Annotated in this window: 23 protein-coding genes and 1 pseudogene; 11 read left to right on the forward strand and 13 right to left on the reverse strand. The window is 74.6% G+C overall.

Going from position 1 to position 24,879, the window contains the following annotated elements; genetic code table 11:
- Positions 1–45 precede the first annotated feature (45 nt).
- Positions 46–1,401, forward strand: coding sequence for a hypothetical protein (locus ACIGO8_RS25485; RefSeq protein ID WP_399735001.1), 1,356 nt, complete (start codon positions 46–48; stop codon positions 1,399–1,401).
- Between the two features lie 47 nt (positions 1,402–1,448).
- The gene (locus ACIGO8_RS25490; RefSeq protein ID WP_399735004.1) at positions 1,449–1,967 is read left to right on the forward strand and encodes a hypothetical protein; all 519 of its coding nucleotides are present in this window, start codon (positions 1,449–1,451) and stop codon (positions 1,965–1,967) included.
- 73 nt (positions 1,968–2,040) lie between these two features.
- Here ACIGO8_RS25490 and ACIGO8_RS25495 read toward each other — a convergent pair whose 3' ends face one another.
- The 3 genes from ACIGO8_RS25495 to ACIGO8_RS25505 form a co-directional block, all read right to left on the reverse strand.
- Positions 2,041–3,321: an HRDC domain-containing protein gene (locus ACIGO8_RS25495; protein WP_399735007.1), complete on the reverse strand. Its 1,281-nt coding sequence runs from the start codon at positions 3,319–3,321 to the stop codon at positions 2,041–2,043.
- 290 nt (positions 3,322–3,611) lie between these two features.
- Positions 3,612–4,277 carry a response regulator transcription factor gene (locus ACIGO8_RS25500; RefSeq protein WP_015037008.1) on the reverse strand — a complete coding sequence of 222 codons (666 nt, stop codon included), beginning with the start codon at positions 4,275–4,277 and terminating at the stop codon, positions 3,612–3,614.
- 297 nt (positions 4,278–4,574) lie between these two features.
- On the reverse strand, positions 4,575–5,303 hold the full coding sequence (locus ACIGO8_RS25505) for a DUF3000 domain-containing protein (RefSeq protein WP_399735010.1): 729 nt from the start codon (positions 5,301–5,303) through the stop codon (positions 4,575–4,577).
- A 91-nt stretch (positions 5,304–5,394) separates the two neighbouring features.
- Here ACIGO8_RS25505 and hemE point away from each other — a divergent pair, with 91 nt between their 5' ends.
- Positions 5,395–6,471: a uroporphyrinogen decarboxylase gene (hemE, locus tag ACIGO8_RS25510; protein ID WP_399735012.1), complete on the forward strand. Its 1,077-nt coding sequence runs from the start codon at positions 5,395–5,397 to the stop codon at positions 6,469–6,471.
- Between the two features lie 25 nt (positions 6,472–6,496).
- On the opposite strand, the gene ACIGO8_RS25515 is transcribed toward hemE, so the two are convergent.
- The 3 genes from ACIGO8_RS25515 to ACIGO8_RS25525 form a co-directional block, all read right to left on the reverse strand.
- Complete coding sequence (locus tag ACIGO8_RS25515) at positions 6,497–6,925, reverse strand: hypothetical protein (RefSeq protein ID WP_399735014.1); 429 nt, start codon at positions 6,923–6,925, stop codon at positions 6,497–6,499.
- A 65-nt stretch (positions 6,926–6,990) separates the two neighbouring features.
- A complete protein-coding gene (locus tag ACIGO8_RS25520) occupies positions 6,991–8,364 on the reverse strand; it encodes an FAD-dependent oxidoreductase (protein WP_399735016.1) in 1,374 nt (457 codons plus the stop codon).
- Between the two features lie 9 nt (positions 8,365–8,373).
- Positions 8,374–9,633, reverse strand: a complete 1,260-nt coding sequence (locus tag ACIGO8_RS25525; RefSeq protein WP_399735019.1) for a DUF4349 domain-containing protein — start codon at positions 9,631–9,633, stop codon at positions 8,374–8,376.
- A gap of 139 nt (positions 9,634–9,772) precedes the next feature.
- On the opposite strand from ACIGO8_RS25525, the gene hemG reads away from it, so the two are divergent.
- Positions 9,773–11,320: a protoporphyrinogen oxidase gene (hemG, locus tag ACIGO8_RS25530; protein WP_399735021.1), complete on the forward strand. Its 1,548-nt coding sequence runs from the start codon at positions 9,773–9,775 to the stop codon at positions 11,318–11,320.
- A 17-nt stretch (positions 11,321–11,337) separates the two neighbouring features.
- On the forward strand, positions 11,338–12,051 hold the full coding sequence (hemQ, locus tag ACIGO8_RS25535; RefSeq protein WP_399735024.1) for a hydrogen peroxide-dependent heme synthase: 714 nt from the start codon (positions 11,338–11,340) through the stop codon (positions 12,049–12,051).
- Between the two features lie 31 nt (positions 12,052–12,082).
- Here hemQ and ACIGO8_RS25540 read toward each other — a convergent pair whose 3' ends face one another.
- The 4 genes from ACIGO8_RS25540 to ACIGO8_RS25555 form a co-directional block, all read right to left on the reverse strand.
- Positions 12,083–13,747, reverse strand: a complete 1,665-nt coding sequence (locus ACIGO8_RS25540; protein WP_399735026.1) for an alpha/beta hydrolase — start codon at positions 13,745–13,747, stop codon at positions 12,083–12,085.
- Positions 13,748–13,873: 126 nt separating this feature from the next.
- On the reverse strand, positions 13,874–14,926 hold the full coding sequence (locus ACIGO8_RS25545) for a TIGR04222 domain-containing membrane protein (protein ID WP_399735029.1): 1,053 nt from the start codon (positions 14,924–14,926) through the stop codon (positions 13,874–13,876).
- On the reverse strand, positions 14,923–16,404 hold the full coding sequence (locus tag ACIGO8_RS25550) for a DUF692 family multinuclear iron-containing protein (RefSeq protein ID WP_399735031.1): 1,482 nt from the start codon (positions 16,402–16,404) through the stop codon (positions 14,923–14,925). Before ACIGO8_RS25550 ends, ACIGO8_RS25545 begins: the two co-directional genes overlap by 4 nt.
- 175 nt (positions 16,405–16,579) lie before the next feature.
- The gene (locus ACIGO8_RS25555; protein WP_399735034.1) at positions 16,580–17,296 is read right to left on the reverse strand and encodes a peptidyl-tRNA hydrolase; all 717 of its coding nucleotides are present in this window, start codon (positions 17,294–17,296) and stop codon (positions 16,580–16,582) included.
- 86 nt (positions 17,297–17,382) lie between these two features.
- On the opposite strand from ACIGO8_RS25555, the gene ACIGO8_RS25560 reads away from it, so the two are divergent.
- Genes ACIGO8_RS25560 through ACIGO8_RS25570 form a run of 3 tightly spaced genes read left to right on the forward strand, consistent with a single transcriptional unit; the run spans position 17,383 to position 19,662 of the window.
- A complete protein-coding gene (locus ACIGO8_RS25560; RefSeq protein WP_399735036.1) occupies positions 17,383–18,057 on the forward strand; it encodes an AIM24 family protein in 675 nt (224 codons plus the stop codon).
- Between the two features lie 28 nt (positions 18,058–18,085).
- A complete protein-coding gene (locus tag ACIGO8_RS25565; protein ID WP_399735039.1) occupies positions 18,086–19,012 on the forward strand; it encodes an ATP-binding cassette domain-containing protein in 927 nt (308 codons plus the stop codon).
- Between the two features lie 5 nt (positions 19,013–19,017).
- On the forward strand, positions 19,018–19,662 hold the full coding sequence (locus tag ACIGO8_RS25570) for an ABC transporter (protein ID WP_399735078.1): 645 nt from the start codon (positions 19,018–19,020) through the stop codon (positions 19,660–19,662).
- 22 nt (positions 19,663–19,684) lie between these two features.
- Here the strand turns inward: ACIGO8_RS25570 and ACIGO8_RS25575 are convergent, their stop codons facing one another.
- Positions 19,685–21,559 (reverse strand): DUF6528 family protein, encoded by a 1,875-nt coding sequence (locus ACIGO8_RS25575; protein WP_399735041.1) that lies wholly within the window; start codon positions 21,557–21,559, stop codon positions 19,685–19,687.
- 100 nt (positions 21,560–21,659) lie between these two features.
- A complete protein-coding gene (locus ACIGO8_RS25580; RefSeq protein WP_399735044.1) occupies positions 21,660–22,238 on the reverse strand; it encodes a PadR family transcriptional regulator in 579 nt (192 codons plus the stop codon).
- A 145-nt stretch (positions 22,239–22,383) separates the two neighbouring features.
- On the opposite strand from ACIGO8_RS25580, the gene ACIGO8_RS25585 reads away from it, so the two are divergent.
- The 3 genes from ACIGO8_RS25585 (at position 22,384) to ACIGO8_RS25595 (ending at position 24,732) form a co-directional block, all read left to right on the forward strand.
- Positions 22,384–23,184 carry an alpha/beta fold hydrolase gene (locus ACIGO8_RS25585; protein ID WP_399735047.1) on the forward strand — a complete coding sequence of 267 codons (801 nt, stop codon included), beginning with the start codon at positions 22,384–22,386 and terminating at the stop codon, positions 23,182–23,184.
- Positions 23,185–23,445: 261 nt separating this feature from the next.
- Positions 23,446–23,661: a hypothetical protein gene (locus ACIGO8_RS25590; RefSeq protein WP_399735050.1), complete on the forward strand. Its 216-nt coding sequence runs from the start codon at positions 23,446–23,448 to the stop codon at positions 23,659–23,661.
- Between the two features lie 231 nt (positions 23,662–23,892).
- Positions 23,893–24,732 (forward strand): class I SAM-dependent methyltransferase, encoded by an 840-nt coding sequence (locus ACIGO8_RS25595; RefSeq protein ID WP_399735053.1) that lies wholly within the window; start codon positions 23,893–23,895, stop codon positions 24,730–24,732.
- Between the two features lie 48 nt (positions 24,733–24,780).
- On the opposite strand, the pseudogene ACIGO8_RS25600 reads toward ACIGO8_RS25595, so the two are convergent.
- Positions 24,781–24,879 (reverse strand): annotated as a pseudogene (locus tag ACIGO8_RS25600) (IS481 family transposase); the annotation flags it as partial.

Below are 24,879 nucleotides of genomic sequence, written 5' to 3' on the forward strand. Positions count from 1 at the left end.
CGGCCCAAGATCATCGCACCGGCCGCGTCTCACGAGGGGGATCTCATGACCGCAGCGGCGATCGACACCGCCCAGACACCGAAGGCGCTGCTCACCGGCGCGCTCACGTACACGTCGGACAGCGTGATGCAGTCCTTCGCCGTCGACAGCACGGCCCAGGAGCTCTACACCCTCCAGGTCGTCCCGGCCGACGTCTATCTGACCGGGGACAAGGAGCCGATCCCGGGCGGAGTCCGCGAGGACCGGGGAGACCTGCTCTGCACCCGGCTGGCCCTCGCGACCGGCCAGGTCCTGGACCGCATGTACCTGCGCGGCTTCGGCCACGGCACCTCCTTCGGCGTCGTCCCGCGAGCCGGCGGCGGCGTCGACCTCTGGCTGGAGGGCAACGCCCTCCACCACGCCGACCGCGACATCACCGAGGGCCAGGCGATCGCCGTCACCCGGTACGTGCCCGCGACCGGCGACGGCAGGACGAAGGACACACCGGCGACGGCCGTCGACTGCGGCGACACCAACCGGGTCGAGGTGCTGAACGTCCCGGGCTTTCCGCAGCACTGCCTCACCGCCGTCGACCCGGCCCACCACCGCCTCGTCGTCGCCACCCGGGGCCCGGTGCCGCCCGGCCAGGACAACCAGCACTACGTCTACCGGTACGCGCTCTACGCCCTCGACCAGGCCGCCGAGGGCGTCCTGGCCGAGGTCCCCGGCGTGCGGGCGGTCACCCACGTCCAGCCGTATCCGCAGGGCATGGCCACCTTCGGTGACCACCTCTACCTGTGGACCGGCGACGCCTGGGCCGACGACGCCACCCTGACGACCTTCGACTGGCGCACCGGTCTGTCGGTCCGGCGCACCAGGATCCGCCGCACGGCGGCCGATCCGGCCCGCCGCGAGCCCGAAGGCCTCGCGCCCTGGGCCCCGGAGCCCGGCGCGGGAGACGACAGGACCCGGCTCTGCTTCGCCTTCACCTTCGGGCCGCCCAGCAGCGCCCGGCGGTCGTTCGACCTCATGTACCTGCCCGGACCCGGCGAGCCCGACCTCACCGTCGAGGTCCTCGTCGACTGGACCCCGATCACCCTCGCGGCCGGCGTGCGGTCCGGCTCCGCCGAAGTCCCGCAGGCCCGCCTCATCGCCCTCGCCGGGAACCGGCTGCTCCAGCTCCGCGGCAAGATCACCTGCGGCTTCTCCGACGCCGCCACCGGCGGCCTCGTCGGCGCCCTGCCCGCCGCCCTGCGGCCCAGCCTCAACCTGCACGCCGGCTGTCCCCGCAACGCGCGCGACGGCTTCGCGGTCTGCCGCGTCGAGGCGAACGACGACGGCAACCTCTACGCGTACGGAGCCACGCCCGACAACACCGTCGACTGGATCCAGCTCGACAACTTCTCCGTCCCGTGGGCCTGACCGCCGCCGCCCCGCGCCGTTCCTCCTCCGCTCCCGAAAGGCCCACCATGACCAGCAGCACCAGCCGCCGCTCCCTGCTCACCGCCGCCCTCGCCGTCCCGGCCGCCGCGGCCGGCACCTCCGTCCTCGCGCCGACACCGGCCGCGGCCGTCGGCAGCGACGGGTCGGCGTCCCCCCTCCTCGAGGTCGTCCGGCCCTGGACCGACTTCACCTCGCTCGCCCACGCCCAGCTGAAGCCCCTCGGCGGCAACGCGCCGCAGGCCCGCGTCGTCAAGATCGCCGGTACCGACTTCCTCCAGATGCGCGGCGGCGTCACCTGCGACCCCGGCTCCGAGTTCGACGGCGGGAACACGCCCGAGACGCTCGACCTGATCGGCACCCTCCCGCCGGAGCTGAGGCCCCTCACCACGACCGTCCGCGGTGTCGCCCCGCGCAACAACCGGGACGGCTTCAGCACCTGTCGCATCGAGCTCGCCCGCGACGGCAAGGTGTACGTCTTCGGCGCCACCGACGGCAACAAGATCTCCTGGATCCAGCTGGACGGCTTCTCCTCGATCTGGCGCTGATCCCGCCCCGGCCCCGTGGAACGCCGAAGGCCCCCGGCACGCGGATCGCGCGTCGGGGGCCTCGGGCGAGAGGTCAGGCCGTCGCCGCCAGGGCGGTGACCAGGAGCGGAGTGACCAGGGCGACCTGCCAGGGGCGGGCGCCGTAGCCGGTGAGGGCCGCGGCGACCGAGTCCGGGGTCGCCGGCGGCGGCTCCCAGCAGACCCGGCGGACGGTGTCCGGCGTGATCAGGTTCTCCTGGGGCAGGTTCAGCTGCTCGGCGAGCGCCGACACGGCGGCGCGGGCCGCCGAGAGCCGGGCCGCGGCGGCTGGGTCCTTGTCCGCCCAGGCGCGCGGCGGCGGCGGGCCCGTCAGCGGCTGGCCCGGCTGCGGCAGCTCCGCGTCCGGCAGCGCCTTGGCCCGGTCCACGGCCGCCTGCCACTGCTCCAGCTGGCGCCGGCCCATCCGCTGCCCGAAGCCGGGCAGCGCGGACAGCGCGCCCGCGTTCGGCGGCAGCGCGAGGGCCGCCTCCACGATCGCCGCGTCGCTGAGCACCTTGCCGGGAGAGACGTCACGCCGCTGGGCGATCCGGTCACGGGCCGTCCACAGCTCCCGTACGACCGCCATCTGGCGGCGTCGGCGCACCTTGTGCATGCCCGACGTGCGCCGCCAGGGATCCTTGCGCGGCGGGGCGGGCGGCGCCGAGGCGATGGCGTCGAACTCCTCGAGCGCCCACTCCAGCTTGCCCTGCCGGTCCAGCTCCTTCTCCAGCTCGTCGCGCAGGTCGACCAGGAGCTCCACGTCGAGCGCCGCGTACCGCAGCCACGGCTCGGGCAGCGGGCGGGTGGACCAGTCGACGGCGGAGTGGCCCTTCTCCAGGGCGTAGCCGAGGACCGACTCGACCATGGCGCCGAGGCCGACCCGCGGGAAGCCGGCGAGGCGGCCGGCGAGCTCGGTGTCGAACAGCCGCGTCGGCACCATGCCTATGTCGCGCAGGCAGGGCAGGTCCTGGGTCGCGGCGTGCAGGATCCATTCGGTGCCGGCCAGGGCCTCGCCGAGGCCGGACAGATCGGGGCAGCCCACCGGGTCGATCAGCGCGGTGCCCGCGCCCTCGCGGCGGAGCTGGACGAGATAGGCGCGCTGCCCGTAGCGGTAGCCGGAGGCGCGCTCGGCGTCGACGGCGACGGGGCCGCGGCCGGCCGCGAAGGCGGCGACGACGTCGGCGAGGGCGTCCTCGGTCGCGACGACGGGCGGAATGCCCTCGCGGGGTTCGAGCAGCGGGATCGGCAGCCCATGCGCAGGGACGTCGTCGTCCGAGGGGGCGCCCCCGGTGGTTCGCAGTGCGGTGTCACTCGCGGTGTCTTGGGCGTCGGTCACCTGTCAAGGGTATCTGTGACTGGCAAGGGCCCGTCGAAGGAACAGCCGGAACAGCCTGAACGGTCGGATCGGCCGGAGGCCGGACTCGGGCCGGACTCGGGCCCTGCTCGGGCCGGACTCGGGCCCTGCTCGGGCCGGGCCGGACTCGGGCCCTGCTCGGGCCGGGCCGGAGCCGGGCCGGAGCCGGGCCCGAGCAGGGCCCGAGCAGCGCTCGGGCCGGAGGCTGATGGGGGAAACGTTCCGTCGTCGGGCGCCAGGCGCGCGTCACCCCGTGACGCGGGGCACGCCGCTCAGTGGATGATCCCGGTGCGCAGGGCCACGGCGACCATGCCGGCCCGGTCGCCGGTGCCCAGCTTGCGGGCGATCCGGGCGAGGTGGCTCTTCACGGTGAGCGCGGACAGGCCCATGGAGACGCCGATCGCCTTGTTCGACTGGCCCTCGGCGACGAGCCGCAGGACCTCGACCTCGCGGCCGGACAGCTCGCGGTAGCCGCCCGGGTGGCTCGGGGCACCCGGGGGGCGGCGGTGGCCGAGGCGGGCGGCCGCGGCGCCGATCGGAGCGGCACCGGGGCGGGTGGGGTGCCCGATGTTGGTGCGGGTGCCGGTGACGACGTAACCCTTGACGCCGCCCGCGAGGGCGTTGCGCACGGCGCCGATGTCGTCGGCGGCCGACAGGGCGAGGCCGTTGGGCCAGCCCGCGGCGCGGGTCTCGGACAGCAGGGTCAGTCCGCTGCCGTCGGGGAGGTGGACGTCGGCCACGCAGATGTCGCGCGGGTTGCCGACGCGGGGACGGGCCTCCGCGATGGACGACGCCTCGATGACGTCGCGCACGCCGAGCGCCCACAGGTGGCGGGTGACGGTGGAGCGGACGCGCGGGTCGGCCACGACGACCATGGCCGTCGGCTTGTTCGGGCGGTAGGCGACCAGGCTTGCGGGCTGCTCGAGGAGAACGGACACCAGGCCTCCTGGGGAAGGTGCGGGACGGAGCCGGCTCGGGGAAGAAGCCGGGGGCGAACCCGTGCTTTGAAGGGGTCACTGAGTCCTTCGGCAGCAGGGCCGCCCGCCTTTAGGGAAAGATCACGATTTAGTGAGTAACAATTGGGGCAATTCGGACGCGCGATCGATCATCGTACGAGCCTCACGCCCGCCCCACTCGAAAGTGTCCGAAAATCGACGCCCGCCCGGCCCTGTCGGCGCCCGACGCCGTCCCCGCCCGGCCTGTCCACGCCCGGCCCCGGGGCCGCGCCTCCGCCGTCAGGGCTGCTGCGGGCCGCGTCGCTGCGGCAGCGGGACCACCCCGGCCCCCGACGCCGTCCCCGTACCCGGCCCCGCGTCCCCGCCCTGGCCCGGACCGGCCGGTGACGGCGGCAGCCCCGCGACCTGGCACAGCAGATCGCACCAGGCCGCCAGGTGCGTCCCGGTGTCCGGCACGCCGGCCGGGCCCTCGCGGGGCGTCCAGGAGGCCCGGATCTCGATCTGCGTCGCCGGCCGCCGCTCCGCGAGCGCACCGAAGTAGTGCGAGCCCGCCATGGTGACGGTGCCGCTCGCCTCCCCGTACGGCAGACCGCGCGCCTCCAGCGCCCCGGTCAGCCAGGACCAGCAGACCTCCGGCAGCAGCGGATCCGCCGCCATCTCCGGCTCCAGCTCCGCCCGCACCAGCGTCACCAGGCGGAAGGTGCCCTTCCAGGCGTCGTGCCCGGCCGGGTCGTGCAGCAGCACCAGCCGCCCGTCCGCCAGATCGTCCTCGCCGTCCACGACCGCCGCCTCCAGGGCGTACGCGTACGGGGCGAGCCGCTGCGGCGGCCGGGTCGGGTCCACCTCGATCTCCGGTCGCAGCCGGACCGCGCGCAGCCCGTCGACCGCCCGCCTGAACGCCGGAGGCACGGGATTCGCGTCCGTGGGATCCGCCCTGTCGCCTTCCGTCTTCCCCGTCCCTCGAATGCCGTCGGAATGATCGGAAAAATGTCCCTGAGCCGCAGCCATGCGGGGAAGAGTAGGCGGAAGCGGGCCCTCGCGCAGGGAGGGACACCCGGGCCGGGCGAGCGGCTTCTCGCCACATGCGAAGATTCTGGTCGTGAGCGCCAACGATCGCCCCCAGGGCCAGCAGCAGAAGCACCAGCCGCAGACGTACGACTCCGCGTTCCTGAAGGCGTGCCGGCGTGAGGCCGTCCCGCACACGCCGGTGTGGTTCATGCGGCAGGCCGGGCGGTCCCTGCCCGAGTACCTCAAGGTCCGCGAGGGCATCCCCATGCTCGAGTCGTGCATGCGGCCCGAGCTGGTCACCGAGATCACCCTCCAGCCCGTGCGCCGGCACAAGGTCGACGCGGCCATCTACTTCAGCGACATCGTCGTCCCGCTGAAGGCCATCGGCATCGACCTCGACATCAAGCCCGGCGTCGGCCCGGTCGTCGCCGAGCCGGTCCGCACCCGCGCCGACCTGGCCCGGCTGCGCGACCTGACGCCCGAGGACGTCTCGTACGTCACCGAGGCGATCGGGATGCTCACCGCCGAACTCGGCCCCACCCCGCTCATCGGCTTCGCCGGCGCGCCGTTCACCCTCGCGAGCTACCTCGTCGAGGGCGGCCCGTCCCGCAACCACGAGCACACCAAGGCGCTCATGTACGGCGACCCGCAGCTGTGGGCCGACCTCCTCGACCGCCTCGCCGAGATCACCTCGGCCTTCCTCAAGGTGCAGATCGAGGCCGGCGCCTCCGCCGTCCAGCTCTTCGACTCCTGGGTCGGCGCGCTCGCCCCGGCCGACTACCGCCGCTCGGTCATGCCGGCCTCGGTGAAGGTGTTCGACGCGGTCGCCCCGTACGGCGTCCCGCGCATCCACTTCGGCGTCGGCACCGGCGAGCTGCTCGGCCTGATGGGCGAGGCCGGCGCCGACGTGGTCGGCGTCGACTGGCGCGTGCCGCTCGACGAGGCCGCCCGCCGGGTCGGCCCGGGCAAGGCGCTCCAGGGCAACCTCGACCCGGCCGTGCTGTTCTCCTCGCGGGAGGCCGTGGAGGCCAAGACGGACGAGGTCCTGGCCGCCGCGAAGGACCTGGAGGGCCACGTCTTCAACCTCGGTCACGGGGTGCTGCCGACGACCGACCCGGACACGCTGACCCGCCTGGTCGAACACGTGCACACGCGGACGGCCGTCTGACGGCCGTCCGCGTGCGGACGGGAACTCAGAACTCGCAGTTGGTGGGCGGGTTGCCGGCCGTGACGCGACAGTAGTCGAGCCCGGCGAGCCCGCCGTCGACGGAACCGTTGTTCGTGGTGACGCGGATGTAGTCGTTGCCGGCCTGGCCGAGCACCGAGCCGGAGCTGCCGACCGTGCCGACCGTGATGTAGTCGCGGCCGTCGCCGCCGGCCACCGGGCCGTTGGCGGTGCCGACCGAGATGAAGTCGTCCCCGCCGGCGCCGTTGACGACGTTCATCACGTCGACGGTGTCGCAGGTGATGTAGTCGGATCCCGGCGTGCCGGTGATGGTGGTCCCGGTGACGGAGACGCCGTTGACCCGGCACGTCGTCGCGGCGTGGGCAGGCGTGCTCAGGACGAGCGGCGTGACGATGAGAGAGGCGGCGCAGAGCGCTCGCGCGGTGTGTCTGATCATGCGACCAGCTACGCATGGTGCACAATGGCTCGCAAACCGTCACCGGGCGCCCTGGTCCGCTCGGGTCAGCCTGCCGCCCGAACGGCTGCCGTCGCCTTGCGCGCCGCCACCAGCACCGGGTCCCACACCGGCGAGAACGGCGGCGCGTAGCCCAGGTCGAGCGCCGTCATCTCCTCCACCGTCATCCGCGCCGTCAGCGCCACCGCCGCGACGTCCACCCGCTTCGCGGCGCCCTCGCGGCCCACGATCTGCACGCCGAGCAGCCGTCCCGTGCGCAGCTCCGCCAGCATCTTGACGGTCATCGGCGCGGCGCCCGGGTAGTAGCCCGCGCGGCTCGTCGACTCCACGCTCACCGACACGAACTTCAGCCCCACCTCCCGGGCGTCCTTCTCGCGCAGCCCGGTCCTCGCGATCTCCAGGTCGCAGACCTTGGACACCGCCGTCCCCACCACGCCGGGGAAGGTCGCGTAGCCGCCGCCGACGTTCGAGCCGATCACCTGGCCCTGCTTGTTGGCGTGCGTCCCGAGCGGCACGTGCCGCTCCCGGCCCGACACCAGGTCGAGGACCTCCACGCAGTCGCCGCCCGCCCAGATGTTCTCGTGCCCGCGCACCCGCATCGACAGATCGGTGAGCAGACCGCCGTACGTGCCGAGCGGCAGCCCCGCCGCCCGCGCCAGCGAGGTCTCCGGCGCCACGCCCGTGCCGAGCACCACCACGTCGGCCGGGTACTCGTCCCGGTCCGTCGCCACCGCCCGCACCCGGCCGTCCTCGCCGGTCAGGACCTTCTTCACCGGCGAGGAGCCGACCGTGCGGATGCCCAGACCGTCCATCGCCCGGTGCACCAGGCGCCCCATGTCCGGGTCCAGCGTCGCCATCGGCTGCTCGCTGCGGTTGAGGACCGTCACGTCGAAGCCGCGGCCGAGCAACGCCTCCGCCATCTCCACGCCGATGTAACCGGCGCCGACCACCACCGCCCGCCGGCCCCGGGCCCGCTCCAGCGAGTCGAGCAGCGCCTGGCCGTCCTCCAGGTCCTGCACGCCGTGCACGCCCGGCGCGTCCATCCCGGGCAGCGGCGGCCGCAGCGGCCGGGCGCCGGTCGCGATCACCAGCTTGTCGAAGCCCGTCCAGGACTCCGCGCCCGACTCCAGGTCCCGGGTGCGCACCCGCTGCCCGGACACGTCGAGTTCCGTCACCTCGGTCCGCATCCGCAGGTCGATGTCCCGCGCCCGGTGCTGCCGCGGGCTGCGGGCGATCAGCTCGTCGCGGCCGGCGACGTCACCGCCGACCCAGTACGGGATGCCGCAGGCCGAGTAGGAGCTGAAGTGCCCCCGCTCGAACGCGACGATCTCCAGCTCCTCAGGCCCCTTGAGCCTGCGCGCCTGCGACGCGGCGGACATGCCCGCCGCGTCGCCGCCGATGACCACCAGTCGTTCGCTCATACGAACACGCTACGACGACGGGCCCGTTCGGCCGGAGTCCCCGCCGTCGGTCCGGCCGCCGCCGGCGTCACCGCCGTCGGTCCGGCCGCCGCCGGCGTCACCGCCGTCGGTCCGGCCGCCGCCGGCGTCACCGCCGTCGGTCCGGCCGCCGTGACCGTCACCGCCGGCGTCACGGCCGCCGTGACCGTCACCGCCGGCGTCACGGCCGCCGTGACCGTCACCGTGTGCGTCGCCGTCGCCGTCGCCGGACCGGGCGGCGGGCACGCCGGCCGCGTTCGCCGGGCGCCCGTCACGCGGTGCCCACGGACCGGGCTCCGGCGCCCGCGCCGGCTTCGTGGCCGGCTCGCGCCGGGGCAGGCGCGGGCGGACGAGCAGACGCCAGACCGCGTACGCGAGAGCCGCCGCGGCCAGCCACGGGGCGAGGGCCGCGAGCACCACCAGGACCCAGGCGGCCGCCGAGACCAGCGCGTCCCAGCCGCCGAGCGCGTCCAGGAAGCCCGGCCTGTCCCCGTCCCCGTCCTCGGAGGCCGCCTCGCTCTCCTTCTCGACGAGCTCGAGCGTGATCGTCGCCATCGTCGTGCGGTCCTTCAGCGAGGCCTGCTGCGCGAGCAGCGACTCCAGGTCGGCCTGACGCCGGCTCAGTTCGCCTTCCAGCGTGACCACGTCGGCCAGCCGCGTCGCCCGGTCCATCAGCGCCCGCACCCGCGCCACGCTCGCCCGCTGCGTGGCGATCCGGCTCTCCACGTCCACCACCTGCTCGGTGACGTCCTTGGCGCCCGCCTTGCGCGACAACAGCTTGCCGGTGCCCGCCAGCTCGGCGAGCACCGCGTCGTACCGCTCCTGCGGCACGCGCAGCACGACCCGCGAGGTGACGTGCGTGTCGTCGACCCGCTCCGTCGTCTCGTTCTCGACGTGGCCGCCCGCCGCGCCCGCCACCCGGCGGGCCGTCGCCAGCGCCTTGGCCGCGTCCTCGGCCTCCACGGACAGTTCGGCGGTCCGGATGACGTGCTGCTGCCCGGGCTGCTGCTGCCCGGGCGCCTTCGGCTTGCCGTCCGGCCCGGAGGCCGTTCCCGAGGCCGTGTCGGGCGCCCGCTCGGCGCCCGACGCGCCCGCGGCCTGGTCGGCGGCGCCCGCGCCGCCCTCGCCGCCCGGCTTCTGCGCGCCCGCGCTCTTGGCGTCCCCGCCCGAGTCCGCGGCACCCGCCCCGCAGCCCGTCAGGAACAGCGCCGCCGCCAGCAGCGCCGCGGCCGTTCTTCTCGCTCCCCGCACAGTGGTCCCCCCAAGGTGGTGATGGCTGATGCCCGTTGGACGTACGGGCCGGGGGCCGGGTTGCCGTCCCGGCGGTAGCGAAGCGGTCACGGTCGGGCCTCGGAACGGCGGCGGGCGGGCGATTTGAGAGAGTGGTCCCATGAGCCCCACGAACGCGCACGAGCAGCAGGCCCAGGGCGGCGGACCGGACGTGGTCGTCGTCGGAGGCGGCATCGCCGGCCTGGCCGCGGCCCACCGCCTCGTCACGGCCGGCGCCCGGGTCACCCTCCTCGAAGGGGGCGACCGGCTCGGCGGCAAGCTGCTCGCCGGCGAGATCGCCGGCGCTCCCGTCGACCTCGGCGCCGAGTCGCTGCTCGCCCGCCGCCCCGAGGCCGTCGCGCTCGCCGCACAGGTCGGCCTCGGCGACCGGCTCCAGACCCCGGCCACCACCACCGCGTCGGTGTGGTCCCGCGGCGAACTCGTGCCCATGCCCAAGGGCCACGTCATGGGCGTCCCGGCCGACGGGCGCGCCGTCGAGGGCCTGCTGTCGGCCGAGTCCGTCCGCCGGGTCGGCCGCGACCGCGAACTCCCGCCGACCGAGATCGGCGACGACGTCGCCATCGGCGCGTACGTGGCCGAACGCATGGGCCACGAGGTCGTCGACCGCCTCGTCGAGCCGCTCCTCGGCGGCGTCTACGCCGGCGACGCCTACCGCATCTCCATGAAGGCGGCCGTTCCCAAGCTCTTCGACGCCGCCCGTGCCCACGGCACGCTGGGTGAGGCCGTCCGCGCCGTGCAGCGGGCCGGCGCGGCCACGCCCGCCGACGCCGCGGGCGCCGCCACCGGTCTGGGCGGCGCGGCCTTCGCCGGCATCCGGGGCGGCATCGGCACCCTGCCGGGCGCGGTCGCCGACGCGATCCGCGCGGCGGGCGGCACGATCCTGACCGGGACGCCGGTGACCGCACTGCGCCGCACCGGAACCGAGGAAGGGGCCGGGACCGCCGAGGCCGGGGCCGAGGCCCGGGCGTCCGGTGCGCGCTGGCAGGTGGTGACGCCGCGGCGTACGTACACCGTCGACGCCGTCGTCCTCGCCACGCCCGCCGGGCCCGCCGCCGCGCTCCTCGCCGGCCACGCGCCCGCCGCCTCCGCCGAGCTCGGCGCCGTCGAGTACGCCTCCATGGCCCTGGTCACCCTCGCCTTCCGGCGCGCCGACCTGCGCGACCCGGCCGCCCTGCCCGGCTCCGGCTTCCTCGTGCCGCCCGTCGACGGCCGCACCGTCAAGGCCTCCACCTTCTCCAGCCAGAAGTGGGGCTGGGTCGCCGAGGCCGCGCCCGACCTGCTGATCCTGCGCACCTCCGTCGGCCGCCACGGCGAGGAGGAGCAGCTGCGCCGCGAGGACGCCGACCTGGTCGACGTCTCCCTCAAGGACCTCGCCGCCGCCACCGGCCTCGCCGCCCGGCCCGTCGCCACCACCGTGACCCGCTGGATCGACGGGCTGCCGCAGTACCCGGTCGGCCACCTCGCCCGCGTCGAACGGGTGCGCACCGCCGTCGCCGCCCTGCCCGCACTGCGCCTCGCCGGCGCCGCGTACGAGGGCGTCGGCATCCCCGCGTGCGTCGCCTCGGGCCGGCGCGCCGCCGACGAGATTCTGGACGAGATCATCGCCACGTCGAAAACACCGGACCCTGGTGCGGGGCACTGTCCGTGACGGGCGAGAATAGGCGTATGAGTGCGCCCGAAAAGATCCCGAACGCCGGTAAGAAGGCGAAGGACCTCAACGAGGTCATCCGCTACACCCTGTGGTCCGTGTTCAAGCTGCGCGACGTTCTGCCCGAGGACCGGAGCGGCTACGCCGACGAGGTCCAGGAGCTGTTCGACCAGCTCGCCGCCAAGGACATCACGATCCGCGGCACGTACGACCTCTCCGGTCTGCGCGCGGACGCCGACGTCATGATCTGGTGGCACGCCGAGACGAGCGACCAGCTCCAGGAGGCGTACAACCTCTTCCGCCGCACCAAGCTCGGCCGCGCCCTCGAGCCCGTCTGGTCGAACATGGCGCTGCACCGCCCGGCCGAGTTCAACAAGTCGCACATCCCGGCCTTCCTGGCCGACGAGACCCCGCGCGACTACGTCTCGGTCTACCCGTTCGTGCGCTCCTACGACTGGTACCTGCTGCCGGACGAGGACCGCCGCCGGATGCTCGCCGACCACGGCAAGATGGCCCGCGGCTTCCCGGACGTGCGCGCCAACACGGTCGCCTCCTTCTCGCTCGGCGACTACGAGTGGATCCTCGCCTTCGAGGCCGACGAGCTCTACCGGATCGTCGACCTCATGCGTCATCTGCGCGCCTCCGAGGCGCGGATGCACGTCCGCGAGGAGATCCCGTTCTACACCGGCCGTCGCAAGAGCGTCGCCGACCTGGTGGCGGGCCTGGCCTGACGGCCGCCCCGCACCGGCACTCCCGACCCGGTCACCGCCCCGCTCCCAGCCGGGCGGTGATCCCTCGACCCGGAAGATCAGACGGCCGGCGGACCGCCGCCTGCCGCTCCAGCGACACCGGGTCCGGCTCCGGGTGCGGCGCGCATGACGCGCGCCGCACCGGCGTCCCTTCCTCCCCGGCCGTCGTGCCGGGCACGGCCCCGGTGAGCAGGTAACGCTCCAGATGGCCGTTCACGCAGGCGTTCGGACCGCCTCCGATGCCGTGCGTCCCGGCGCCCCGCTCGGTCACCAGGGCCGAGCCCGCCAGCCTGCGGTGCAGCTCCCGCGCCCCTTCGTACGGCGCCGCCGCGTCCCGCTCGGCCGCCAGGATCAGCACCGGCGGCAGCACTCCCGGACCGGTGCGCACGTCCAGCGGCTTCTGGCGCGGCCCCTTCCAGTAGGCGCAGGGCAGGTTCGCCCACACGTTGTCCCAGGTCTCGAACGGGGCGAGCGCGGCGAGCCGGGTGTTGTCCCGGTCCCACCGCGCGAAGTCCTCCGGCCAGGGCGCGTCGTTGCACTCCACCGCCGTGTAGACGGCGGCCGCGTTGCCCGGGTCGCCGGCCTCCGCGCGGCCGGTGCGGGGCGCCTCGGCGGGCCCGGCCTGGGCGATCAGCGGCTTCGCGTCGCCCTTCAGATACGCGCCGAGGGCGCCCGCCCGCGCCGCCCAGAAGCGGTCGTCGTACAGCGCCTGGAGCATCGCCCCGTGCAGCTGCCCGGGCCCGACCTTGCCGCCCGCCGGGGCGGCGGCCAGCTCGGCGCGCACCCGCTCGTAGTTCTCGCCCACCTCGGTGGCCGTGGCGCCGAGCCCGTACACCCGGTCGTGCTTCGCCGCCCAGCCGCGGAAGTCGGCCCAGCGGCGCTCGAAGGCGAGCGACTGGTCGAGGTTGTCGACGTACCAGATCCGCTCCGGCGACGGGTCGACCGGCGCGTCGAAGACCATCCGGCGGACCCGGTGCGGGAACAGCGTCGCGTACAGCGCGCCGAAGTACGTGCCGTAGGACGCGCCCATGTACGTGAGGCGCGGCTCGCCGAGCGCGGCGCGCAGCACCTCCAGGTCACGGGCGTTGTTGAGCGAGTGGTAGTGCTGCAGGGCGGGCCCGGTGCGGCGGGCGCAGCCCTGCGCGTACGTCCTGGCGCGGGCGATCCGCTCCTGCTTGAAGACCTCGGACGGCACGGTCGGCGCGAGCGTCGGGCCCTTGGGCCGGTCGGCCGGGTCCTGGCAGGAGACGGGCGCGGAGCGGCCGACGCCGCGCGGGGCGTAACCGACGAGGTCGTACGCGGCGGAGACGCGCTTCCAGGCGGGCAGGTCGGCCACGAGCGGGAAGAAGGTCGAGGACGAGCCCGGGCCGCCCGGGTTGTAGACCAGCGCGCCCTGCCGGCCGGAGGCCGGGCCCGAGGCGGGGACGCGGCTGACGGTGAGCGGGATGCGGGCGCCGTCCGGGTGCGCGTAGTCGAGCGGGACGCGCAGGATGCCGCACCGCACGGGCGACGGCAGCCTCTCCACCGCCGGGCAGGGCCCGAACCGGATGCCCTCGGCCGCCGCGGCCCGCGCGGCGACGAGGACGCCGCGGCTCTCGGCGGGCGGCGCGTCGGCGCGCGGGGCGGCCACGACGGTCGGGGCGAGGACGGCGGACAGCAGCAGCGCGACGGACTTCATCGACGCATCCCTTCGTAGCCGCGGGCGCGGGGCGACACGGGGATGGTCGGAGAGAGCAGCCCACTTGTACAGGATCGACGACGGGTGTCGCCTGTCATGTACCCGAAAGGCGGACCCGGGCCGGGCTCAGGAGCTGCTGGAGGAGCACGAACTGCTGCTGGAGGAGCAGGAACTGGAGGACGACGAGCAGGAGCTGGAGGACGACGAGCACGAACTCCCGCCCGACGAGCACGAACTCCCGCCGGACGAACACGAGCTCCCGCCGGAGGAGCAGGAACTCCCGCCCGCGGAGCACGAGCTTCCGCCGGACGAGCAGGAGCTGCCGCCACCGCAGCCGCCGCCCTCACCGCCGGCCGATGCCGCGCACCACGTCACGGGCAGGACGGCGGCGTCGTCGGACCAGGTGGAGGAGGAAGAGGACGAGGACGGGCGGACCGGCGACGGAAGCCGGGTCCGGGCCGCCGTGGCCAACTGCTCCCGCAGCACCGGGTCCGGCAGCGCGCGCAGCCCGTGCAGGGCGACCAGCATGCCGGGGTGCGCCTCGTGGAGGTGCTCCCGCCCGTACGAGCCGACCGCGGCCCGGCCCGCCGGCGTCACCCGGCCCGCGGCCGCCGTCGCGCACACCACGCCCGTCGCGAGCACGGCGGCGAGGACGGGCAGCACCCGCAGGACGAACGGCGCGTGATCGCCCGGGCCCATGAACTCGACCACGGTCATCATCACGCTCACCGGCGCCATCAGCACCGCGACGATCGACAGTCCCATGCTCCAGCGGCTCAGCGCACGCCGGGCCCGCGGCTCCATGATGAGCCCGCGGTCGGCGAGCGCGCCGCCGGTCTCCTGCACCGCCGGGTGCCGCATCACGGCGTACCGCAGCGGCGCGAGCGCGCCGTGCGGGGCGGCGCCCAGCTCCTGGAGCACCGCCCGCTCGACCGGGTCGTACGCGACCGGCCGCAGGACCCGCACGATGCCAGGCCCGCCGACCGCGAGCCGGCCGTCGTGGTGGAGGCCGGCGAGCGCGCTGTCGACGACCCGCGCCGGGCCGCCGTTCAGGAACGCGGCCTCGTAGCGGTCGTGCAGCGGCCCGCCGGAGCCGCGCCGGGCCTTGTTCCGCAGCACGAGCAGCAGGGCGACGGCGCCGGCCCCGAGCACGTAGAAGACGACGACGGAGGTGGTCACGACCCGCTCACCTCCACGGGCCCACGGCGGCCGGCGGCCCGGGAGGCCGCGTCCCGCACGACCCCGCGCACCCGGTGCGCGAGCCGGGCGGCGGGTCCCGGCGGCCGGACGCCCGCGCGCTCCCGCCACCAGTCGGTGAGCCGCCGCCGGGCCGCCGCGTCCTCGGGCCGGCCCGCCACGAGCAGCCCTTCGACGAAGTCGAGGGCGTCGTGCCGGTAGCCGTCCGTCATGGGACGGCTCCTGGCGTACGCGAGGAACGCGGGCCGGTAGTCGTCGCCCAGGATCTCCGGCAGCTCGGGAGCCACCTTCGCCACCACGTCCGCCCGCTTCCCGGCCAGCGCCCGGCTCTGCACCCCCAGCCGCCGCACGTCGAAGCCCTCCGGCGCCGGCGTCCCCGCGACGAGCGCCGACAACAGCGCCGCCTCCGCGACGCCGACGCGCTGCCGCACGGCGCGGGTGCCGGCGGTGCCGGCGTGCTCGGGGCGCTCGGGCCGCTCGGCGCGATCGGGAGCGGTCCGCGGGTCCGCCGGCGGGTGGCCGGGCGGGGCGGAGGCGGCCGGCGCGGCGGCGGCCGGGCGGGTCGGCATCGCGCCGCCCGAGACGCGGGCGCCCGCGCCGATGAGGAGAGGACGGGGCCGGGCGGCGGCCAGGGTCCGGCGGATGGTGGTGAGTTCGGCGGCCAGCTCCTCGGGTGGCGGGAAGTGGTCGTCGCGCTCCAGCAGGACGCCCGGTGGCGTGACGCGGGACGACAGGTCGGCGAGGATGTCCAGGACGGCGCCGGGCACCGGGTGGGCGTGGGTGTCGTGCCAGACGCCGTCACGCTCCAGGCCGCCGGCCACGTGGACGTACGCGAGGGCCTCCACCGGCAGCGAGGCCAGTGCCTCGGCCGGGTCCTCGCCCCGGTTGACGTGGTTGGTGTGGAGGTTGGCCACGTCGATCAGGAGCCGCACGCCGGTGCGCTCCACCAGCTCGGAGAGGAACTGTCCCTCCGTCAGCTCCTCGCCCGGCCACGCCACCAGCGCCGCGATGTTCTCGAGCGCCAGCGGCACGGGCAGCGCGTCCTGCGCGATGCGGACGTTCTCGCACAGCACGTCGAGCGCGTCCCAGGTGCGCGGCACGGGCAGCAGGTGCCCGGCCTCCAGGAGCGGCGTCGCGGTGAGCGGTCCGCCGGCCCGTACGAACGCGATGTGCTCCGTCACCAGCGGCGCCCCGAGCGCCTCCGCCTTCTCCGCGAGCGACGCGAGCCGCCCGGCGTCCGGCCGGTCGGCGCCGCCGAGGCCCAGCGACACCCCGTGCGGCACGACCGTCGTCCCGCGCGCCCGCAGGCGCCGCAGCGAGTCGGGCAGGTGGTCGGCGCAGATGTTCTCCGCGACGACCTCCACCCAGTCCACGCCCGGCAGCGCCTCGACCGCCTCCGCGATCTCCGGCCGCCAGCCGATGCCGACGCCCAGCTCGGCCGGGTCCTTCAGATCCCCCATGTCCCCCTCCTTCGGTCCCTGACGTGATGGCCCACAAGCCGTCGTCCGAATCCGAGGAGAGGGACGTTCAGAGGTTGATTTGAGGTTCGCCCCCGCGCAGGCCCGGCTCGGGCCCGGCTTCGGCTCGCCTCGGGCCCGGCCTCGGCCCGGCTCGGGAGGCCGTGGAGTCAGGGACTCAGCCCGCCCGGAGGCCCAGCGCCGGGAATTCCGACACCACCGTGCAGGAACCCGGCGCGATCTCCGTGAAGCCCGCGTCCCGCACCACCGGCAGCCCGCTCGCCGTGAGCCGGGCCCAGCGGTCGACCGCGGCCGTGCGCACCACCAGCGGGAAGCCGGCGTCCCGCCAGGTCTTGCGGTCGGCGTCGGACAGCGCCCACCACAGGAGCTGGGCGCCGTGCCCGGCCTGCGCCATCGTCTTGCCGGCCGACATGTCCAGCTCCGGGTTGAGCCACAGCACGGCCGCGTCGCCCGGCACCGGCCCCGGCTCCGCCGGGTCGTCCAGGTCCGTGCCGGACACCTGGAGCCGGGCCAGGTCCTTGGGCCAGCCGTCCAGCGGCACCGGCGGGAAGACCCGTACCTCCGCGCCGCCCGTGCCGCTCAGGGTGATCCCCGGCAGCGCCTCGGCCCGTCGCCACTCCGCGCCGCGCGCCCGCCGCACGACCTTGCGGATCCGCGCGTCCTGCCAGTCCGTCATGGCCTCGGCCCAGGCGCCCTCGCCCTGGGACCGCTCGTCGGCCAGGATCTCCAGCACCGCGCGCGCGGCCGTCTCCAGGGCGTCGGTACGGGCCGGGGGCTCGGCGCGTTCTATCCGTACGACCAGCGGAAGCACGAACTGCGGCTTGTCGTCACGGGGGTCGCCGGTCTCGCGGGGACCGGTGTCATCGCTGCTCACCCGCCAAGTCTCCCACCGGGCCGGGTGGCTGGCGGTGCAGGTCCCGTTTCTTGGCGGAGCGGGGGATTCCGGGACAGGATGCCCTCATGAAGAGTGATCTTTTCGCCAGTGACCACCTCGCCGAGGCTTCGACGTTTCCGGGGATGACCCTCCAGAACGCCAAGTCGGTCAAGTACGCCGTCAACGGCGAGATGCACGCCCGTCAGGGCTCGATGATCGCCTTCCGGGGGAACCTCCAGTTCGAGCACAAGAGCCAGGGCCTCGGGGGGCTGCTGAAGCGTGCCGTGACCGGCGAGGGCCTGGCGCTGATGGCCGTGCGCGGTCAGGGCGAGGCGTGGTTCGCCCACGAGGCGCAGAACTGTTTCATCGTGGAGGTCGAGCAGGGCGACGCCCTGACCGTCAACGGCCGCAACGTGCTCTGCTTCGACTCCACGCTCCACTACGAGATCAAGACCGTGAAGGGCGCCGGCATGACCGGCGGCGGCCTGTTCAACAGCGTCTTCACCGGGCAGGGCAAGATCGCCCTGATGTGCGAGGGCAACCCGATCGTCATTCCCGTGTCCCCGCAGGCCCCGGTCTTCGTCGACACCGACGCCGTCGTCGGCTGGAGCGAGCAGCTGCACACCTCGCTGCACCGCTCGCAGTCCTTCGGTTCGATGATCCGCGGCGGTTCGGGCGAGGCGGTCCAGCTCAAGCTGGAGGGCCAGGGCTTCGTCATCGTCCGGCCGAGCGAGGCGACGCCGCAGAAGGTCGCCAACTGACGCCGGGCCGGAAGCGACCGGAGCGACCGTGATCCTCGAAGGTGTCGGACGCCGCTACGGCGTGCGCGGCGGGTGGGTGCTGCGCGGGGTGGGGCTCGGCCTGCCCGCCGGCACCCTGGTGCGGTGCGCCGGCGCCAACGGGTCCGGCAAGTCCACGCTGTTGCGGCTGGTGGCCGGTGTCGACGCGCCGAGCGAGGGCCGGATCACCGGCCGGCCGGCCCGTACCGCGTACGTCCCCGAGCGCTTCCCCGCCGCCCTGCCGCTGACCGCCGGCGACTACCTCACCCACCTCGGCCGGATCCAGGGCCTGGGCGGGCGGACCGCGCGCGGCCGGGCGGGGGAGTGGCTGGAACGTTTCGGCGCCGCCCGCTACCGCGACACTCCGCTCGGCGAACTCTCCAAGGGCACCAGCCAGAAGGTGGCCGTCGCCCAGGCGTTGCTCGCCGAGCCCGGCCTCCTGGTCCTCGACGAGGCCTGGACCGGGCTCGACACCGGCGCCCGCGCCGAACTCGACCGCGCGGTGCGCGAACGGGTCGCGGCGGGCGGCCGGGTCGTCTTCGTCGACCACGACCCGCGGCGGCTCGCGGGCGAGGCGGACGCCGCCTACGAGGTGTCGGCGGGCGGAGTGCGCCGCCTGGATCCCGCACCGGCCTCGCAGCCCGCGCCGGCGTCGTCGCCCGCGCCACCCGCGTTGGCAGTGCCGCTCGGGCCGGCCTCGCCCACCGCGCCGGCCTCCGCACCGCCCGCCTCGCCCCGCGTCCGTATCCGCGCCTCGGGCGGCGGCCGCGTACCCGCCGGGGCGGGCGGCGGTGCCGTGGACGCCGACGGCCGGCTGACGCTCACCGTGGCCGCCGCCGGCTCGGACGCCGTGCTGCGCGGTCTGCTCGACGCGGGCTGGCACATCGAGCACCTGAGCACCGAGCCCGAACCGAGCACCGAAGGCGTACGGGCATGACCGGCATGACCGCGCTGCTGCGCTACCAGGCCGCCCTGCTCCTGCGCTCCCAGCGGTGGCTGGCGCCCTTCTTCCTCTACGCGGCGTTCGTCGGCGTCGGCCTCCAGGCCGGCGAGCCGGTGCTCGGGGCCCTCGGCTACGCCGTCGCCGGTCTCGTCCCGGTGGCGGCCTGGGCCGTGCGGATCTGCCTCAACCAGGAGCCGCCCGCCGCCCGCGCCGTGGTCGCCGCGGCGGCCGGCCGGGCCCGCGCCCGCCTCGCGGCGCTGGTCACCGCCACCGGCGCGGTCCTCCTCGTCGGCGCCGTCACGGTGCTCGCGGTCACGGCGGTCAGCGACCGGCACGGTGTCGCGCCGGCCGCGGCCGGGCTGGTCGGCGCGACCGTGTGCGTCCTGACGGGCGCGGCGATCGGCGCCCTGACCACCCGTCCGCTGGTCCCCTCCCGCGGCTGGTCCCTCACCGCGCTCCTGCTCGGTTCCCTCCTCGCCCTGGTGACGACCGGTTCCCCGGCCGCCGCCGCGGTCTCCTGCCTGGTCACGGCCGCGTCGCGCACGGCCGCCGCCCCGTTCCCGTGGCTCGCCGCCGCGGGCGCGCCCGTCCTGGCGGCGGCGGCCGCGTTCGTCTCGTGCCGGGCCACGGCCCGGCACGAGTGAACACGGCCTGGCGCCTACCGTCTCACTGGTAGGCGGGCACGGCCCAGGTCGCCTTGTAGCGGCGGCCGGCCGGGTCGGCCTGCGCCAGCGACTGCGGTCCGCTGGTGGGCACGAAGCGGACGTAGTTGGTCTCCCAGGCCTTGCCCGCCGTCTGCGTCTCGGGGCAGCCCTGGGAGCAGGTGGAGGCCACGGCGCCGGTGGCCGGGTCGTTGCCGACGCTCTTGACCAGGGTGCGGTTGGTGACCTCCGCGGCGTTCGCGTAGTTGGTGCACCAGCGGTTCTCGACGCCGGTGACGTAGTTCGCGAGCGGCCAGCGGGTCTGGAGGGCCGTGTTCTCGTTGTCGTAGCAGTCGACGGTCTGGCTCTTCGAGAACTGCGTGATGCCGCCGTTCGCCCCGATCCAGAGCCGGTCGCTGTTGCCGTAGACCGGCGTGAGCTCGTGCCCGTACGCGCTCTTGTCGCCCGTCTGCAGGGGCAGCGGGTACGCGGTGCCCGCGCCCAGCCGGCCGCCGGAGTACGGGTACTTCACGAGGACGTCGTTGCCGATGGCCCACAGGACGTTCGCGGCGGGGTCGTAGAGGACCTCGTGCGCGCCGGTGAGGGGCACGTTCTGGACGGGCGTGGCGTTCCAGTTGCCCGGCGCGCCCTGGGCCTTGGAGAAGACCTGGAGTCCGCCGGCGACGTCCTTGCCGTCCTTGTCCTTGCCGAGGATCCGGCTCGCGAACGCGGCGACGACCGTGCCGTCGGGCAGCATCTCGACGCCGTGGAGGTCGCCCGGCGCGCCGACGTTGACGGCCCAGTGGTAGCCGGCGAGGGACGGGTAGGGGATCACGCCGACGAAGCCGCTGCCGCCGTCACCGGTGACCAGGACGGTGCCGCCGTGGACGCCGCCGGGACGCAGCTTGTGCGAGGTGCCGCCCTGCCAGTCGTCGCCCTTCAGGCTGGTGTCGAAGACCGAGTGGTACGCGTCGGGGATCCAGCGCTGGTACGGGCCCGAGGCGGGCCAGACCGACGGCTTGGTGGAGTCGAAGAACTCCAGGGCCGCGTGGGCCGCGGGATAGCCGCCCGGGGAGGACGGGCCGTAGGCGTTGCCGGAGAGGACGGGCGTGTGGCCCTCGTTGAACTCGACCTCGAGCGTCGGCGCGTTGTACGCGGCGTGACAGGCGTAGTCCGTCGACACCGGGTTCATCGAGCAGAAGTCCTTGTAGCTGGAGGAACGGTCCTCCTGCGCCGAGAAGCGGATGCCGTGGTTGGGCAGGGTGCCGTTGGCCCAGCCGGTCACCCAGTCGGTGACGTCGATGCGCTGGATGCCGTTGGAGGCCGCCGGGTTGGTCTTGTTCGGCACGTCCGGGCAGTCCGGGTGGCCGAGGCCGAACCACGTCGCCTTGCCGGCGCCGACGGCCGGCTGGTTCGCCCAGGTGATCGTGGACTGGTCCCAGTCCTCGCTGACCGGGTAGACGCCCATCCAGGCCTTGGCGGCGCAGTCGGAGACGAAGGAGTTGTAGACGCGCAGGCTGGCGCTCTTGATGGGCGCGCCGCGCAGCTTGGAGACGTCGAAGCGCAGGAAGCTGCGGTACTTCGTCGTGCCGTTGTCGGGCGTGCCGACGTGCAGGATGTGCCCCTGCGAGTGGTCCGCGTCGTCCGCGGTGCTGATGTAGGTGTCCGAGAGGCGCTTGATGATGTTGCGCGGACCGGTCTGCGCCATGGGCGACACCGTGGGCGTGGCCGCCTCGGCCGCGGCGGCGTCGGCCGTGACCGCGCTCGGCGCCGGCGAGGTGACCGCGGCCTGGGCCGACGGGACGAGCAGCGCCGCGAGGAGCGCCGCCGCGCCTCCGGTCGCCGTCAGGCCTCTCGTCAGAAGGCCCCTCGCGAGGAGGGGCCGGGTGGTGCGACGCACGTGAAAGTCCGCCTTTCGAACTCCGGTTCGTTGACCGGTACAGGCAACCACCCGCACCGTGCGCGACGCCAGGAAGACGGTGGCTTTACTTCCGGGTACGTCAGGTCGCGGCGCGCGCCCGCTCGTCCGCGCGCACCTGCTCCTCCGCGTGCTCCGCGCCCTCCAGGTCCGCCAGGGTCGCGCGGAGCCAGGCGAGTTCGGCGGTGGTGGTGGCGCGGGCGACGGTGAGGATGCCACGGCGGAAGGGATCGGTGAGCTCCTCGGCGCGCAGCGGCCGGTCGGCGTCGTAGAAGAAGCTGGCCGGTTCCTCGAGGAAGGCGAGGCGGCGGCGCAGGACGGCGGCCTGGGCGGCGGGCTCGTCGAGGTGGCGGAGGAAGGCGAGCAGGGTGAACCAGCGGTTCTCGTCGGTCACGTCGGGACCCTCGGGCTCGGCGAGGCGGCGGCGGAGCTCGCTCCGGCCGGCCTCGGTGAGGGTGAGGACGTGGCGCGGGGCGGCGGCGGGGCCCTGCCGGGTCTCGCGGACCAGGAGGCCGGCCTTCTCCAGGCGCTTGATCGCCGGGTAGAGCGTGGACTCGCCGACCGGACGCACATGGCCGGTGAGGGCGGTGATGCGCTTGCGCAGTTCGTAGCCGTGCAGCGGGGCTTCGTAGAGGAAGCCGAGGATCGAGAGTTCCAGCATGCCCGCATTCTCTCCCCTTTCCTCCGCTGCCGGTGTACTACGGTGGCGTAGTACTACGGCACCGTAGTACGGTGCTGCCGAGGCACCAGGGTGTCGGCGCCGCGGGGTGTCGAGGGCCGACGAACCGACGACGAGGGGAGCGGACGTGCGCGAGGCGCGCTTCGACGAGCAGGGCAGTGCGATCCGGTGGACCGAGGCGGCGGGGGAGGGGCCGGCGGTGGTGTTCGTGCACGGGCTCGGCGCCGCCTCGACCGTCTACCACGCCCACATCGCGGCGCGCCGCGCACTCGCGGGCCGCCGGATCCTCTTCGTGGACCTGCCCGGACACGGCATCAGCGACCGGCCCGCCGGCTTCGCCTACACGCTGGAGGACCACGCCGACGCCCTGGCCGCCGCGCTCGACGCGGCGGGCGTGCGCGACGGCGTGATCGCCGGGCACAGCATGGGCGGCGCGGTCGGCATCGTCCTCGCGCACCGCAGGCCCGACCTGGTGGGCCGTCTTGTCGTCACCGAGGGCAATCTGGACCCGTTTCCCGTGCCCACCGCCGGAAGCAGCGGCATCGCCTCGTACAGCGAGGAGGAGTTCGTACGGGGCGGGGGCTTCGCCCGCGTCCTGGAACGCGTCGGCCCCACCTGGGCGGCGACCATGCGCCTCGCCGACCCGCTCGCCCTGCACCGCACGGCCACCCACCTGGTGCGCGGCACGGACCCGGTGATGCGGGAGATGTTCCGGGCGGCGCGCGGCATCGACCGCGTCTACCTCCAGGGCGAGCTGAGCGGCGAGCTGCCGGGCGCCGGCGGCCTGCGGGCCGCCGGAGTGGACGTCGTGACCGTCCCCGGCGCCGGCCACAACATCATGTTCGACCACCCGGACGCGTTCACCCGCGCCGTGGCGGGACAGCGGCTCGCGGAGGCGGCGCTAGGCAGTAGCTTCGAGCGTTTCTAGACAGTGACTAAAACTCGCCCTTGAATGACAATGTGGCGGTCAGTAAATTCAGCTGGCCGCCGGACTGTTGTCCGGTGCCGTAGGTCGGTATGCAGGGAGACAGGGATGCGCAGCAGGTTTCGAACCTGCCGCTGACTCGTGAAACGCGGGCCAGCGGGGTTCTTCATTGACTTGGTTGCCCTGACAAGGCACCGTCCGAGGGAGACGTATGCCCTCAGTCGGACACCAGGTGACCCCGCTCGCGTATCCGAGGAGTGCACCTTGCTGGACCGTTTGATCGACCTCCTGTCTCAGACCCGGACCCTCCGCGCCCTGCTGGACTTCTGCACCATCGTGGTCCGTCTGCTGCCCGCGTTGGTCGTGATTGTGGCGCTCATCCCCTCGTTCGTCGTCTTCGCTTTCCTCTCCGCCGGGGCACGCAGGTCGGTACTCGACATCGTGGACCGCCTCACGAACTGGACCCTCGCCCGCTGCTGAACTCGGTTGAGTGATGTCGGTGCCGTTCGCCTGAGAGCCGGCCAGCGGCACCGACCTGGCCCTGTGAGCGTCGGGTCGGCGGACCCGAAATCGGTTGAAGCCCGAAGCTGCTGGTCAACAACGGGCCCCGGCACCGTCGTAGCTGCCGGTAACAGCCGACGTCTCGGACCCTGACGCCGCCACCACGAGTCGAACCGACATCACGGGTTCACGTTCAGTAGCGTCGGGAGCATGACGGGAACCCCTGCCGACCGGTCGTGGTCGCGGTCCATGCCCGAGGCCTACGAGCGCTGCCTCGTGCCGGTGGTCTTCGAGCCCTTCGCGAAGGACTTGGCCGCCCGGGCGGCGGCCCTCCGCCCCGGCCGGGTCCTCGAGCTGGCCGCGGGGACCGGCGTGCTGACCAGGGCGCTGCTCGCCGCGGCGCCCGCGGCCGAGGTCACGGCCACCGACCTGAACGAGGCCATGGTCGCCTTCGGGGCCGCCCGGGCCCCGGACGCGGTGTGGCGGCGGGCCGACGCCCAGCGACTGCCCTTCCCGGACGGCGACTTCGACCTGGTGGTCTGTCAGTTCGGCGTGATGTTCTTCCCCGGCCGCGTCGAGGCCTTTACCGAGGTCCGCCGGGTGCTGGCCCCGGGCGGACGGTTCCTGTTCACCACCTGGGGCCCGCTCGGCACGCACGCCTTCGAGGCCGCGCTGCAGGCGGGTCTGGAGCGCGCCTTCCCGGCCGACCCGCCGCGGTTCTTCCCGACGGTTCCGCACGGTTACGCCGATCCCGCCGTCGTGGCCGCCGATCTGACGGCCGCCGGGTTCGCCGTCGAGGACGGGCGGGAGCTGACGCTCCAGGGCCGGGCCGCGTCGACCGCCGACCTCGCCACGGGCTATCTCACCGGGACGCCGGTGCGCGCGGCCGTCGAGGAGCGCGGCGACGGAGCGGAGGTCCGGGCCGCCGTCCTCGCGGAGATGACGGCCCGGCTGGGCCCGGGGCCGGTCACGGCGCCGATGACGGCGTACGTCTTCCGCGCCGCGGCCCCGGGACGGGCCACGCGCGATCTCCCGGACGACACCCGCTGAGCCGTGTGTCCGGGCGTCGAGAGCCCGACAAGTTCCGGAAGGGACGACCTAAGTGTATTGACCCGCAGGGTTGTTGACGCGGCTGATGGGCGGGTGTCCGTCGAGTGCGGTGTGGCAGCGGTGGTGGTTGTAGGTGTGGAGGAAGTC

It is taken from the genome of Streptomyces sp. NPDC053493 (genome assembly GCF_044544825.1).
Lineage (GTDB): Bacteria > Actinomycetota > Actinomycetes > Streptomycetales > Streptomycetaceae > Streptomyces.

Excerpts from the sequence above, each read along its gene's own strand:
- ACIGO8_RS25485 (WP_399735001.1), top strand. The coding sequence starts at position 46 with ATGACCGCAGCGGCGATCGACACCGCCCAGACACCGAAGGCGCTGCTC.
- ACIGO8_RS25490 (WP_399735004.1), top strand. The coding sequence starts at position 1,449 with ATGACCAGCAGCACCAGCCGCCGCTCCCTGCTCACCGCCGCCCTCGCC.
- ACIGO8_RS25505 (WP_399735010.1), bottom strand. The coding sequence starts at position 5,303 with ATGGCTGCGGCTCAGGGACATTTTTCCGATCATTCCGACGGCATTCGA.
- ACIGO8_RS25515 (WP_399735014.1), bottom strand. The coding sequence starts at position 6,925 with ATGATCAGACACACCGCGCGAGCGCTCTGCGCCGCCTCTCTCATCGTC.
- ACIGO8_RS25520 (WP_399735016.1), bottom strand. The coding sequence starts at position 8,364 with ATGAGCGAACGACTGGTGGTCATCGGCGGCGACGCGGCGGGCATGTCC.
- hemG (WP_399735021.1), top strand. The coding sequence starts at position 9,773 with ATGAGCCCCACGAACGCGCACGAGCAGCAGGCCCAGGGCGGCGGACCG.
- hemQ (WP_399735024.1), top strand. The coding sequence starts at position 11,338 with ATGAGTGCGCCCGAAAAGATCCCGAACGCCGGTAAGAAGGCGAAGGAC.
- ACIGO8_RS25540 (WP_399735026.1), bottom strand. The coding sequence starts at position 13,747 with ATGAAGTCCGTCGCGCTGCTGCTGTCCGCCGTCCTCGCCCCGACCGTC.
- ACIGO8_RS25550 (WP_399735031.1), bottom strand. The coding sequence starts at position 16,404 with ATGGGGGATCTGAAGGACCCGGCCGAGCTGGGCGTCGGCATCGGCTGG.
- ACIGO8_RS25560 (WP_399735036.1), top strand. The coding sequence starts at position 17,383 with ATGAAGAGTGATCTTTTCGCCAGTGACCACCTCGCCGAGGCTTCGACG.
- ACIGO8_RS25570 (WP_399735078.1), top strand. The coding sequence starts at position 19,018 with ATGACCGCGCTGCTGCGCTACCAGGCCGCCCTGCTCCTGCGCTCCCAG.
- ACIGO8_RS25580 (WP_399735044.1), bottom strand. The coding sequence starts at position 22,238 with ATGCTGGAACTCTCGATCCTCGGCTTCCTCTACGAAGCCCCGCTGCAC.
- ACIGO8_RS25595 (WP_399735053.1), top strand. The coding sequence starts at position 23,893 with ATGACGGGAACCCCTGCCGACCGGTCGTGGTCGCGGTCCATGCCCGAG.